The organism is Aeoliella mucimassa (assembly GCF_007748035.1).
Classification (GTDB): Bacteria; Planctomycetota; Planctomycetia; order Pirellulales; family Lacipirellulaceae; genus Aeoliella; species Aeoliella mucimassa.
Genome location: NZ_CP036278.1, coordinates 1,795,838 through 1,808,549 on the forward strand (window position 1 = coordinate 1,795,838; position 12,712 = coordinate 1,808,549).

12 protein-coding genes are annotated in these 12,712 nt (G+C 56.8%); all 12 read right to left on the reverse strand.

Annotated features, from left to right (window positions below):
* Positions 1-116 precede the first annotated feature (116 nt).
* Positions 117-2,567 carry a flagellar hook-basal body complex protein gene (locus Pan181_RS07205; RefSeq protein ID WP_145246183.1) on the reverse strand — a complete coding sequence of 817 codons (2,451 nt, stop codon included), beginning with the start codon at positions 2,565-2,567 and terminating at the stop codon, positions 117-119.
* A 109-nt stretch (positions 2,568-2,676) separates the two neighbouring features.
* The gene (locus Pan181_RS07210) at positions 2,677-3,438 is read right to left on the reverse strand and encodes a flagellar hook assembly protein FlgD (protein ID WP_145246184.1); all 762 of its coding nucleotides are present in this window, start codon (positions 3,436-3,438) and stop codon (positions 2,677-2,679) included.
* A gap of 41 nt (positions 3,439-3,479) precedes the next feature.
* Positions 3,480-5,003 carry a flagellar hook-length control protein FliK gene (locus Pan181_RS07215; protein ID WP_145246185.1) on the reverse strand — a complete coding sequence of 508 codons (1,524 nt, stop codon included), beginning with the start codon at positions 5,001-5,003 and terminating at the stop codon, positions 3,480-3,482.
* Between the two features lie 55 nt (positions 5,004-5,058).
* Positions 5,059-5,739 carry a hypothetical protein gene (locus tag Pan181_RS07220; protein WP_145246186.1) on the reverse strand — a complete coding sequence of 227 codons (681 nt, stop codon included), beginning with the start codon at positions 5,737-5,739 and terminating at the stop codon, positions 5,059-5,061.
* Between the two features lie 15 nt (positions 5,740-5,754).
* Entirely contained in the window at positions 5,755-6,225 is a 471-nt protein-coding gene (locus Pan181_RS07225) for a flagellar export protein FliJ (RefSeq protein WP_145246187.1), read from the reverse strand.
* A 37-nt stretch (positions 6,226-6,262) separates the two neighbouring features.
* Positions 6,263-7,624: a FliI/YscN family ATPase gene (locus tag Pan181_RS07230; protein WP_145246188.1), complete on the reverse strand. Its 1,362-nt coding sequence runs from the start codon at positions 7,622-7,624 to the stop codon at positions 6,263-6,265.
* Position 7,625: 1 nt separating this feature from the next.
* Positions 7,626-8,297: a FliH/SctL family protein gene (locus Pan181_RS07235; protein WP_145246189.1), complete on the reverse strand. Its 672-nt coding sequence runs from the start codon at positions 8,295-8,297 to the stop codon at positions 7,626-7,628.
* Between the two features lie 47 nt (positions 8,298-8,344).
* Entirely contained in the window at positions 8,345-9,532 is a 1,188-nt protein-coding gene (locus Pan181_RS07240; protein WP_197529005.1) for a FliG C-terminal domain-containing protein, read from the reverse strand.
* Between the two features lie 55 nt (positions 9,533-9,587).
* Positions 9,588-11,204: a flagellar M-ring protein FliF C-terminal domain-containing protein gene (locus tag Pan181_RS07245; RefSeq protein WP_145246191.1), complete on the reverse strand. Its 1,617-nt coding sequence runs from the start codon at positions 11,202-11,204 to the stop codon at positions 9,588-9,590.
* Positions 11,205-11,273: 69 nt separating this feature from the next.
* Positions 11,274-11,528 (reverse strand): flagellar hook-basal body complex protein FliE, encoded by a 255-nt coding sequence (gene fliE / locus Pan181_RS07250; protein WP_231943849.1) that lies wholly within the window; start codon positions 11,526-11,528, stop codon positions 11,274-11,276.
* An 86-nt stretch (positions 11,529-11,614) separates the two neighbouring features.
* Positions 11,615-12,025 (reverse strand): flagellar basal body rod protein FlgC, encoded by a 411-nt coding sequence (flgC, locus tag Pan181_RS07255; protein ID WP_145246193.1) that lies wholly within the window; start codon positions 12,023-12,025, stop codon positions 11,615-11,617.
* A 40-nt stretch (positions 12,026-12,065) separates the two neighbouring features.
* The gene (flgB, locus tag Pan181_RS07260; protein WP_145246194.1) at positions 12,066-12,500 is read right to left on the reverse strand and encodes a flagellar basal body rod protein FlgB; all 435 of its coding nucleotides are present in this window, start codon (positions 12,498-12,500) and stop codon (positions 12,066-12,068) included.
* Positions 12,501-12,712 lie beyond the last annotated feature (212 nt).

The window sequence follows — 12,712 nt, forward strand, 5'->3', positions numbered from 1 at the left end:
GGGGGATTACTGATTATCGTCTACCGTAGCTTACAGTTTGGTGGTTGGTGTTCAGTGGGGATGCTCTAGCCCGAGATTTCTCTCAAGCTAGAGGCCAGCGTTGTGCGTTGGCTTAGTTACCTACGAAGGGCTAGCAATTCGTCGAGCAGTTCCTGCGAGGCACTAATTACGCGGGCGCCGCCACGGTACTGGGTAGACGCCAGAATCAGTTCGATCAGGTTCTGCCCGATATCGGTGTTCGAAAGCTCCACCGCACCCGCGGTCAGGGTGCCAATACCATCCTCGCCCGGTCGACCGACCACCGGCTCGCCGGAGTTCACGCCGATCTGGAAGAGGCTATCGCCGACTTGTTGTAGACCTGCGTTATTCGTAAACCGGGCCATCAGCAACTGGCCAATGGTACGCTGGGTACCATTGGAGAACTGCCCCTGAATCAATCCGTCTTCCGAAATCACGAAGTCGGTCAACACGCCTGGTGGGAAACCATCCTGGCTCGAAACGTTGAGCGTGCTAATGTTCTCGCCTAACGCATCGACTTCGCCGAGTGATTTTACCGAAGAGAAGTCGAGTGCAATTTCCAATGGAGATTCCGACGCGGTATCGGTTCGGAAGATGCTGATGCGTGCGTCGGTGTTCTCATCGAGATCACCTTTGGAGTCGAATACCAGCAGCCCGTCGCCGATGACGGTCGATTGGCCATTGGTTGGTTCGTTGCTCGAGCTGGTTGCGTACCATCGATAGGTGGTCGAGTTACCAGCCTTGTCTTCTAGCACCGTGGTAACACGTACGTTCAGCGGCAAGCCTAAGCTGTCGTATACCACGAATTCGGTCGAGGTACCCGGGCCATCCGCCACCTGCGTGGTGCCAAAGTTCAACGTGACCGACTCGCTGGTGTTGGAACCCGTGGGAACCACCTTAAACGCGGTAAGTGGAACACTTACTGCGTTTTCTTCACCATAGTTACTAGTGACCGTGAGCCGACCATTCTCCAAGGTCACGCCAGCTTGAGGGTTGTCGAACGGCGTCGTGTTGTCGCTCGATGTGCTAGCGAGACCCATCGTGTCGGACATGAACGACATCAAGTCGCTTACCGTCGAAGTCGCGGTAATCTCCATGCTCTTGCTGGAGATGGTCACCCCATCTTTTTCCGGAGCGAACGAAAGCGTACCAATCTGGAATGGGTTGGAAACCACGTCGCCCGATCGTGTAATCACGTCGGTCAGCAAGGTCGCCCCATCGACAGTAGGGCCAGTCAGGTCAAGTTCGTCGGTGCTGGTTGTCCAATCGGCATTGCTCATCGAATCGACGAACGTAGTCGTATGCACCGCAGTAGTCGGTGCGGCAACCTCGCCCACTCGCTTGTAAGTCGATCCGGTGTCGTCCGATCGATAGATGCGAAGCGTATCGAAACGACTATCAGTGGGAGCATCCAAGCCGCTCAGGTCGATATGCAAGCGACCTCCGGTAGCATCGGTCACCGAAACGGGGCCGAGTTTTACACTGGGAGTTGATTCAAGCTCCTGGCCGGGAGTCGAGTCGTAGTAGGTAACGTAGTAAGTATATGTATCCGGTTCCAACGAAGAATTGTTGAGCTCCGGATTGGCTACAATTGCCGCGTCGTTTTGCGTGTCGGTAAATGTGGCGTCGCCAGCGGTGTAACCTGACATGTCGAGAGCGTAGAAGGTCGAGCCATCCGCTTCGGTACGATAGATGGCCAGATCCTGCCATATGCCGTTCGGTACTGTCGGCAGACTCGATAGATCGACGCTTCCGCCGGTGTGTCCCGATAAGGTAATCGTGCTCCCAACGGAACTTTCATTGCCATTCGCGTCGAGATATACCATGCGGTACTGCACTGTACCTGCGTTAGGCCCACCCACCGCTCCTCCGGTGCTCGCCGAACCGGTGTTGGGAGCATCGGTTTCGCTGAAGTCGGTCGTTACCATGCCCGAGGCGTCGGGTTGCTCAATGGCACCATCGCCGAGTACGAGCGACTGGATGATCTCCGGTTGGGTGGCCACCTCGACTGCTGGGTTGAGCACACCTGTCATGTAGGCGTTTTCGGTCGCCTGGGCGACACGCTCTTGGCCTAGGGGGATGGTAAGCGGCTGAGGGGTCGATTCGATCAGGTTGTAGTTGTCGTCCACCGAGTACCCGAGCACCCGTTGGCCGGTGGTGGTCACAATCTCGTTATTGGCGTTCAGTTGCAACTGGCCGTTGCGGGTGTAAAGCACGCCGTTGGAGCTTTGTACCATCAGGAACCCGTCGCCTTGGATCGCGATGTCGAGCGGGTTCGAACTGATTTCGATCGTGCCTTGCGAAAAGTCGGGCGTCACGGCAGCTACCTTTACACCCAGGCCAATCTGGCGAGGGTTGGTACCGCCAGAGCCAGCCGTCGGAGCACCACCGATGCTGATGGTCTGCAGGAACTGCGTGGCAAACACCGCCTCGGACTCTTTAAAACCAACCGTGCTACTATTCGCTACATTATTGCCCACCACGTCGATCGTAGTTTCGGCAGCCTGCAGACCGGTTAGCGCGGTGGTGAGTGCGGATTGTAGACCCATGTTTATGTCCTAGTAGCTTAAGGTAAGGTAGCGTTCGCTGCGGGGGGTAGGTGTTTCAGGTTGGTCGCCAAGTTCGCGAAGGAAAACTCGGAGTTTGACCGATCGATTCTTAAGAAGAGGGAGGGGTGATTTCGGCCACGTTCTTGAGCGAGACCGTCACCTTGCTCGCAAGGGTGAGCTTTTGTGGGGTAGTGTCGAGCGTTTTGCCACGGGCACTGGAGCTGGTAGTGTCGGTAAAAGTCGAAGTCGTTCCGCTAGCAGTGGTACCAATCAATTTCTTGTCGCCAGAGCCGGAGCTGTCGGTACGATAGATTCGCTTGACGCCCTTGGTTTCCGGCAGATTGTTCACTTGAATGGATCCTTCGAAATCTTCCAGCGAAGCTGTGGAAACCCCGACCTGGAAACTGTACTCGTTTCCATCGGAGCCTTCCCAAACCACTTCGTAGACGTAATCGCCTTCCTCCACTTTGCCTTCGGTGGAGCTAGCGGTACCTGTGGGGGCAACGGCCAATTCGAGTTGGGCTTCACCGCCATCGATGGTCACGGCTTGTACGTTGCCAGTCACCCGCTCTCCGTCATCGGTCATGGCGAGCACGTCAGCTCCAATCAAGTTGGTGGCACTGCTGATATTCTGTCCTAGCAATACGGATTCGAGTGTTTCGGTCAGCTTGTCAGTTGCACCGACCTCGCGAATCTGACTGATCTGAGCCAAGAGTTGGTCGTTCTCGAGCGGATTCAACGGATCCTGATTCTGCAGCTCCGCAATCATCAGATCGAGAAACGAGTCGATATCCAACTGGCTAATCGCGCTCGTTGCGCTCGACGAACTTGCGCCGCTCGTAGAACTGCTGGTAGAAGAAACCTGGCTCATCGTGTCATCCTTGACAGGGACGGTTATTGGGCGGTCGACAATTAGGCGACCGCGTTGAACTCACCGTTGTGATTGGTATACGACTGGCGGAGCGAGTCCGTCGCTCCGGCGGTATCACCGGCACCCTCTCGTAGCGGCGATTGAACGCCGCGCAAGGCGCGGGCTTGTTGGTTGCGATCGTTACTCTCTTGCCCAGCTTGCCAGTCGGGATTTCCTTGCTGGCTTTGTTGCTGGACGTTGACCTCAAATTTATCGATACGTATTTCTTGTGCAGCTAATCGTTCGCGAAGCGCCGGCAAATTGTCGAGCAGCACGTTCTTAGCCGCTGCGGTCTCGGTCTCCAGCTTGGCGGTCATCACCCCTTGCTGCAGATCGAGTTCGATCCGCATGGCACCGAGTTCAGGTGGGCTCAAACGAAGCTGAATGGTGCCGCCGCGGGACTCCGCCGCTTGAAAGGCCTTCGATACCCGATTAACGAACCGAGTTGGATCGACCTGTGTGTGATCGACGCCTTGAGTTTGTGCTTCGCCACCTTGTCGGGCTGCACCGGTGGACCGTTGCAGGAACGACTGAAAGCTGGTGCTCGGCGGCGCTGGTTTTTCACGGGGTTCGGCAGCCTTGGCATCGGCCGCTTCGGTTTCCTGCGTCTCGGACGTCGACTCTTCGGTCGTTGAGGTGTCGAGCGTCGTGGTGGTTGCTTCCACATTGGTTGTTGGGGCAGCGGTTGTTTCGTTCGACGATTGCGTGTCGCTGGTTTCAGCCGGAGCGGTCACTTCGCCGACAACCGGGGTAGTTTCCGGAGTCTTGGCAGGCGTTTGCTCATCAACTTTGTTGGTCGGCGTGTCGTTGGTATCGGTCGCTTCGACATCCTCTTCCACTTCGGCTGCGGCAACCACGGTAGTGGCTGACTCTTCGCTGGTAGCGGTGGCCGATTGGCTGTCATCGATCACGTCGGTAAGTAGTGGGTCGGCCGCGTCTTCTGTCGATTCCGATTCGCCGGTGGTTTCGCTGGTTACCGCACCTTCCTGCGGCAACGCGTCGCCGGCTTCTTCAGGCAGTAGATCGGTGCTAAAACTCTCGGTGGTCGCCGCGGAGTCTTCGGTCGAACTATCGCCGGTGCCTGAATCGTCTTGCGTGTCGGTGACGACAATCTGTTGCTCATCAGCACCCGTATCGACGATCTCTTCTTGAACCAGTTGCTGCGACGCTTCGGCAGAGACCACCAGTACGTCGTCGGACGCATCATCCTCTTCTGTAGTGGTTTCGGTGTCTTCCTTATCGGTCGATTCGGCGACCGGAGTGCTTTCGTCTTCGCTGGCAGGGGTGGTTTGATCCTCGGGCGTGTCGGTTTCGGTCTCTACCGCAGCAGAGTCCTTCTCCACCGGTTCTTCATCGTCCACTTGCGGACGTTCGGGGGCTTCGGCTTTGCGAGCATCACCAGCCGTGTTCAGTGCTTTGTCGAGTGTCTTGGCAAACCCAGTAGCTGATTGCAAGTCGGCACTGGCAGCCTTACCGCTGGTAGCGGGTGGGGTGATCAGCAGCTTGTTGATAGCAGAGGTCGACATGGCTAGCTAAGGGGCAATCGGTATTGGATATAAGGGGAAACGTCAAAACTGGTGGCTAAGGTCCCGCGTCGGTTCGTTGGATTTGCTCGAGCATGTTCTCGATCTCGGGACCTTCCGGGAACCCATCGAGCATGAGTTGTTGTATTTCGTGGTATTGGTCGAGTTCGCCTTCTAGCTTGAACTGCAATAGAATCTTCGCCAATTTGCTTTGTTGCATTTCTTTCATCAGGATAATGGCGTCCCGCTTGCCATCGGGTTCGTCCATAAAACGCAACAGTAGTTCCTTGGCTTCCGCGGGTCGCATCATCTCAAGACCATTGACCACCGCGGCCAGATTCTCTTCGGAAGCAAGTTCTTTCTGTTGCTCGAGACGGTCTTTCAGCTCACTGGCTATCTGATCAAATCGTTTGCGTCCCTCGTTTAGGTCGCGAAACGTGCGTTCAAACTCTTGCTTGCCGACCGTGAGTGCGTTGATCTTTACTTCGTAGTCGCGGAGTTTCACTTCGCGGAACAGCTCCACGTCTTCCATCGACACTTCTTCAGGTGGTGCAACCTGTTCGCCTAGGTTTTCTTCTTCGGCTATTTTGTCGAGGTCAATGTCGTGAACCAGGGCAACTATGCGGAACATCTTTTGATTGGTCAGCAGATTGGTCTGCCACAAGTACGCGAGCCCCACAGCAATCGCAATGAGCGTTGCGGTAGAGACGTAACCAATCAGTGTGAATAATGCTCGCATGGAATATTCAGTGGATTAGGAGTGTGCTGCTCGAGTGTCTTCGCTTTGGCGGCGAAGGAACTGTTGCGTGGCGATTTCGTCCATGGTTCGTTGTTCGATTCTGGCTTGCTCCTGCTCGAATCTTTCTCGTCTTCGATCGTCCAGTTTTTCAATCACGCGAACTTGCTGCTCGGCCTCGGCCAACTGCTGACGGCGTTTCTGCAACTCTTCACGCACCGCTTGTTGCTGTTGGTGGATGCTGGCAGCTTGGGTTTTAAGGACTAACTCGTATCGCTCGAGATCCATGATGATTCGCGGATCGATCGTTTTACCGCGTGCGCGTAGTTGCATTTGGCGGCTCTCCTGAGCCTGCACATCGAGCGCGGTAAGTTGCTCGCTGAGCGCCGTGTCGGCACGCAACGCATCGGCCACTCTCGCAAGGTGAGCGTCGCGAGCGCGGGTGCGCAGTTTGTGTAGTGCTTCGAATTCCGAGCGATAAGTGGACATAAAAACCTAGTTCGAAAAGCTCCTTGTTTCAAATTCGCTACGTCGCGGCTGCCAATTGTTTCTCGGCCGCTGCTTCGGCCGGCGGCACTGTGATGCCTCCACAGCGGGCTCCGAGTTCAAGTAGTTGCTGGGTGGAGTTTTCCATCGAGCAGTGTTCGGTCGGCTGTTGCTGTAGCATGTGGGCAATCGCTTCCCGCATGTCGATCGCTGCATCGATCAGTTTGTTCGACCCCCGCCGGTAGGCTCCCACGCTGATTAGGTCTTCGTTTTCGTGATACACGGCCATGAGTTTGCGGATGTTGCGGGCCGCCGCTAGCGAGTTGGCCGGCACAATATCCGGCATCAACCGACTGATGCTCTTCAGGATGTCGATGGCCGGGTAGTGCCCGCTCGAAGCGAGATCGCGCGACAGCCACAGATGACCATCGAGCAAACCTTGCATCGTGTCGGCAACCGGATCCGAGGGATCGTCGCCTTCGACGAGCACCGAATAGAAAGCGGTGATACTGCCATGCTGGTTACGGCCGGCACGCTCCACGAGCTTAGGCAACGTCGCAAACACCGAGGGAGGGAAACCACGGGTCGCAGGAGGCTCGCCGCTGGCGAGGCCGATTTCGCGGAGTGCGGTCGCAAACCGAGTGACGGAGTCGACCAGCAGCAGCACGTTCTTGCCGCGATCGCGATAGTGCTCGGCAATCGCAGTTGCCGTGAGTGCAGCCTGCACACGCGACACCGCGGGTTCATTGCTGGTCGCGCAGACGATGATGCTCCGCTTCAGTCCCTCGGGACCGAGGTCGCGTTGGATGAAGTCGTTGAGTTCGCGGCCACGCTCGCCGACCAGGGCGATCACATTGACGTCGGCCGACGAGAACTTGCTGATCATGCCCAGCAGCACACTCTTGCCCACGCCCGGGCCGGCAAAGATGCCGAGTCGCTGTCCTTGTCCGCAAGTCAGCATGCTATCAACCGAACGAATGCCGGTCGACAACGGTTGATCGATTCGCGGGCGTTGGCTTGGCATCGGTGGATCGCGATCGACCAGCGTGCGATTGAACAACATCGGCTGCGGGCGACCATCGACGCAGGTGCCGTGGGCGTTGATCACGCGACCGAGCAGTTCATCGCCGATGCGTATCTGCCGCATCGTGCTGACCAGCTGAACCTGAGCCCCGCGGCGGACTCCGGCTAGGCTTTCGAATGGGAACACGAGTGTGCGATTATTTCGGAAGCCGATCACTTCGGCAGGCACATGGCCGCCCGAGCTGCGCTCGATGTGTACCACCGCGCCGACCGGCGCAGGGAAGTCGGCCACCGAGGCGGTGCCGCCGGTGGTTTCGAGGACGCTACCCACCAATCGAGTGGGGAACGCGCGGTCGAGGGTTTCGAGGTAAAACAGCATGTTAGTTCGTTAGTTCCTGTTCCAAGCGTTCCAGTTGCGACTCAATGCGTTGGTCGATCTCGCCGAACTCGGTGCGCACCACACAACCGCCGGGCGAGACGGAAGCGTCGGCCATGATCTTCGCCGGGGCGAGTTGTTTGAGGCTGTCGATGATGTCGGCCGCTGCCGCTCCGAGGTGCTTACAGTCTTGAGGACTCAGGTGAATGGTGATGCTGGCCGAACTCGAAGCGAGTTCCAGCGACTCGCGAATCAGTTTCAGCGGAGCCTTGGGCTCTTTGCCGAGTTCGTGACGGATGATGCGTTCAGCCATGCGGGCTGCCAGGTGCACTGCCGAACCTTCCCATTCGCTAAGCCACTTTCCACGTGCATCGGCCAATTGATGGGCAACGCTCATCAGGGCAGGGCGAAGCGTTTTCATTTGCTTGTTGATTTTCTCTTCCAACATCTCTTCGATCGCAGCCTGAGCGGCTACGCGACCTGCAGCCTCGGCCTTGCGGAGCACTTCCTCGGCATCGGTGTGAGCCTGCTGAATGATTTTTACCGCTTCGCGACGCACGCTCTCCAGATACTCTTCCGCCCGCCCAGCCATCTCCTCAAAGCTAAAGGCCACCGGGCGCACTTCCTGGCCGCTGAAGTACTCCTGCTCGCTGCCGCGTTTTATGATGGTTGCCACGTGTTAGGACTCGGGGTGTGGGACTATAGTGTGTTCGGGAAGGCTCGTTAGGCGGAGGTCGTGACTCGTTCGACAAACAGTTTGCTTGCAACGGTGGCGACTTCCTGCTGGGCGTCGGCGAAATCGCTCAGGCGAACCGCCGACAACGTGTGCATCCGCCGGCGAAGCTCTTTGCCTATGCTTTTCGGAAGCTGTTTGATCACGTGATCGCAGACCTGCTCGGTCGCTCCAGCCAGGGCCATCACGACTCTTTCGCTGGGGCACCGGCGGAACAGGTCGGCCAGTTGATCGCAGTTCAGTTCGACGATGCGGTTGAAGTTGTATTGCGGTTGCGGAGGTTTCACGGCCACCGGCGCGGCGACTGGTTCGGGAGCCGGTTGAGGGACTGGTGGAGCAACTGGGCGAGGTTCAGAGGCCCGCGGCGATGCGAACTCCGGTTGTTTCGCCCGGCCCAAGGCAGCCAATTGGGCGGCGACCCGGTTCACCGGTTTTGGTGCGGTGGACTGTTCGCGTTTCTCGCTGGTAATCGGACCAATCTCGGCGGCCAGGGCTTCGTTGTGACGGGCAATGTCGGCCATCACCGACCGGCTTGTGTGGCGACTTGAGTGTTGCAGGATGGCCTGTATCGAACGCATGCGGTCGGCGCGTCGTCGGCGTTCGGCTTTTTGCACCGAGATCCATTCCGCAAGTTCACGCTCGATGACTTCAAGGCTCTCGCGGTCCGATTCGCCTAGATCAGCAAGCCGCTCCAGTGCCGCCGAACGTCGCGAAGGGGGTAGGGCCGCCAGTACCAGGCTGGCGCAGTCCGGCGACAGGTGCGACAGCACTACCGCAACGGTCGACAAGTGTTCGCGCTCGAGCATCGAAGCAAGCGAAGGTAAATCCCCCCGCTCGAGCCATCCAAAGGGTTGATTGGTATCCACCGCCCACTCTTCGGTCGCAGGTTGCATCGGCATTGGTGCCGACTCGTAGTGGGGCTCGTACTGTGACTCGTAAGTAGTCGCATTGGAACTCGTCAGTGAGAGTTCCACCCCGGTGTCCTGCGGAGCGGATGCTACTGCGTGCGAGGGACGCAATACGCTGCGGAGTTCTTCTTGTTCGTCGGTATCGAACTCCTGCAATTCTCTCATTGCCTGACGTAGCGTGCGGGCTTCCTCGGTCGACAACTGCGCAAGCAGTACGGCGGCCGACTCGGCATCGAGGCTACGCATCAGGATGGCGGCTTTTCGAAGCATTGGGGTGAGTTGAGTTTGCATGTGGGAGATTGCGGGAGACAATTAGGAATCGGTGTTAGCTAGCGTTGTTAATCCATGCTCGCAGAATATTGGCCGCAGCATCGGGGTCTTCACGAACCATGTCGCTCAGGTCTTCTTTTAGCGAGTCGGTTTTCTTAATCTTCAGTTTTGGGCGTTCGTTTTCTTCCGATTCGCGAGCGGTTCCCTCCGCGTACTGCGGAGCGCCGAAGTCGATTTCGAGCGAGCCTGTCGGGTCGGCGTCTTTCGCCGGTTTGAGTGCCGAACGGAGCATCAGCAAGCTAACCGCAGCCAGCCCCAACATCGACACACTACCCCAATACCGCCCCGCCCAGGCCATCGCACTCTCGGCCATGGTCGGTCCCGGAGGAGCCTTCCGCTTCACGGCATCGTAGAAGATGACTTCCACTTGACGGTATTCGTCTTCACCGAGCGACAGTCGTGGCAGAATATTCTGTACGAACCGTTCGACGTCGATCTTGGTGTTGGTTTCCAAGGTGCGCATTTCGGTGTCGGTAATCTCGGTGGGATCACCGTCGGGATTGTTCTGCTGCCAGATATCGACCACGTAGTCGCGAGGAATCGCAATCGAAGCGTAGAGTTCGTCGGGTTTGAAGCCTTCGGATATTTCTTCGATGGTGGTTTCGCCGACTTTGAACTCTTCGTTCGTGTTATCGCGGGCAATTTGTGTGGTGTTTTCGCGATTCAGGCCTTCGTCTAAACCATTGCGACCCGGGCCATTTGGCACCAGGCCAGGACGACCACCCAGATCGTTCACGCGAGAGTTCTCCGACTCCGATTCGGTGACCGAGCGAATGGCCTTCGATTCGTTGGGAGTCGTTTCGATCTTGCGTTGCGAAGACTTGTTGTTGAGATCTGCACTCACTTCCACTCGCACGCCGGGGATGTAGCTCAGCCCTGTGATGATGCGGCTCTTGTAACTCTTCTGCAGTTCTTCGCGTTCACGCAAGTAGGGGTCGTCGAACCAAGGCTCGTTGCCGTTGAAGGAGTCGTCGCCACCGTTGATAAACTGCACGTTGTCGGTTGTCAGTGAGCTGAGGGAGCCTGCTACCAGTTTCTTGACATTGCGGGCGCGGTACTGGTCCATGACTTCTCCCTGCTTGGGAGTGACGACCACGCTAGCGGTAGAATTACTTGTGCGATTGAGTCCATGACGTTCGGCGATATCCAGCATGACATTGGCGCTCTCCACCCATGGCATGTGGGTGATGATGAGCGACAGTTGATTCTCGCGGGCGGTTTTGGTCCGCAATTCAAATTGCCGACGGCTTTCCATGGGACTCGCCTTGTCGATAGCATTGTCCATGTAACTCGAGAAATTGGCGGGCAGTGCTCCAGCGTTTGCAATCGCGGCGATGGCATCCTGCTGCTTCGACAATGGAACGCTGATGCGGTCGGAGTCGATCTCCCACCCACTCACGTTGGCTGACGACAAGGCCCCCATCATCTTGTTGAGTTCGGCCTGGCTGAAGCGTTCGCCGCCGAACAGGAATGCGTCAGGACCCGATGCAGTAGTCTTGAACAAGAAGGCAAGACTTACCACAGCAACCAATAGCAATAGGCCCGAGGTGATCCGGGCACCGGGAGTCATCGACTCGAATAAGTCGCGCAGTTGGGCAATCAGTTGATTCACAGCGGTTCCGTCCGTCGTGTCGGGGTATCAATTCGTGGGATTCGCTACCACATCCATGTGGTAATGGGTTTAGATCTGAATCTCGCGGATCTCACGATACACATCCATCGCCTTGTTTCGCATCTGCATGGTTAGCCGAAAGGCCATATCCGCTTTCTGCACTGCGGACAGTACCTCGGCGGGGTTGATGTCTTGTCCGGTGAACAGGGCTTCCACGGCCTGGTCGGCCTCTTGCTGCATGCTGTTCACTTCCTTGATGGAATCGACGAGCATGTCCTTGAAGCTACTATCGTTCGATTGCCCAACGCTCTTCGTGAGCGACATGGGCATCGACATCGAAGTAGTCGACTGGGTGGAGGTGATGCTGTTCATGGGACTGTTTTAGGGAGGGGAGGGGGGAGTGTGAGAGCTTAAGCTATGATGCGGAGCGATTGCTCGCTCATGTCTTTGGTAATCTCTATTACACCAATGTTGGCCTCGTAGGCTCGCGTGGCTTGCATCGCATCGACCATCTCGGTGGTCATGTCGACGTTCGGATACTGCACGTACCCCTGCGCGTCGGCATCGGGATGGCCAGGTTGGTATTTCATTAAAGGTGGTTTGTTCGACGTTTCGACGCTACCAATCCGCACGCCTGCTCCCCCGCCGGGACTGTGAATCTTGGTATCTGTTTGAAACGTGACGTATCGCGGACGATACGCTTCGGGTTGTCCCAGTTCGTTGCGTGTAGTCGACATGTTGGCCAAGTTCGACGAGATGGCATTGAGTCGCATGCGCTGGGCGACCAATCCGCTCGTGCTTATATCAAAACTGCTAAACATGATTAACGTTCTCGTTAGACTTTGACGATTAGTGAAACTGTTACACCACGCGTTCGGATATTGCAGTTTCCATTAAACGTATTTGTTGAGTCATCAAACTGATCGCCATGTTGTGCATGTTTTGGTTCTTTGCCAGTTCGGTGACTTGCGATTCGAGACTGACGTCGCTGCCGTCGTGGTACAGGATGTGTTTGGTTGACTCGGCGACTCCTTCAAAGGCGTTGTATTCGCGAGTGCGTTCGCGGTTGCTCAGTACGCCGTGCGATATCTGGTTGCTGTTGGGTGCCTGTTCGCGTTTCACGAGAGCCTCTTTCAAGCTCTCTTGGAACAACTCTGGTGATAGGTCACGTGTCTTGTAGCCAGGAGTGTCGATATTGGCAATGTTGCCTGCCAACACCCCGTGCCGCGCCTGGGCGAAGTTCACCACTTGTTCGAGCACTGGAAGTGTCGTGTGGTTGAGTAGGTTGTTTAGCATGCCATTTCTCGCAGGGGGTAATGCCCGCCCGGTTGCGATGGTAAGCAACCGACGTGCCAATCCATTCTGGTAGTTGCCGAGCAGGTAGCAGTAACTGCTGCCACTCGGAGTTTCCTGTGGTTTCGCTTGTTTGCCTAAGGTCCGCGAGTTGCGAGCCTGCTAGCCAGTCTTGTCTGCTAGCAGCTATTGTTGCCGAAGCCGTTCGGCATTAT

Coding starts and splice junctions, on each gene's coding strand:
- Pan181_RS07215 (WP_145246185.1), bottom strand. CDS start 5,003: ATGTCGACCTCTGCTATCAACAAGCTGCTGATCACCCCACCCGCTACC.
- flgB (WP_145246194.1), bottom strand. CDS start 12,500: ATGCTAAACAACCTACTCAACCACACGACACTTCCAGTGCTCGAACAA.
- Pan181_RS07205 (WP_145246183.1), bottom strand. CDS start 2,567: ATGGGTCTACAATCCGCACTCACCACCGCGCTAACCGGTCTGCAGGCT.
- Pan181_RS07240 (WP_197529005.1), bottom strand. CDS start 9,532: ATGCTTCGAAAAGCCGCCATCCTGATGCGTAGCCTCGATGCCGAGTCG.
- flgC (WP_145246193.1), bottom strand. CDS start 12,025: ATGTTTAGCAGTTTTGATATAAGCACGAGCGGATTGGTCGCCCAGCGC.
- fliE (WP_231943849.1), bottom strand. CDS start 11,528: ATGTCGCTCACGAAGAGCGTTGGGCAATCGAACGATAGTAGCTTCAAG.
- Pan181_RS07220 (WP_145246186.1), bottom strand. CDS start 5,739: ATGCGAGCATTATTCACACTGATTGGTTACGTCTCTACCGCAACGCTC.
- Pan181_RS07210 (WP_145246184.1), bottom strand. CDS start 3,438: ATGAGCCAGGTTTCTTCTACCAGCAGTTCTACGAGCGGCGCAAGTTCG.
- Pan181_RS07225 (WP_145246187.1), bottom strand. CDS start 6,225: ATGTCCACTTATCGCTCGGAATTCGAAGCACTACACAAACTGCGCACC.
- Pan181_RS07230 (WP_145246188.1), bottom strand. CDS start 7,624: ATGCTGTTTTACCTCGAAACCCTCGACCGCGCGTTCCCCACTCGATTG.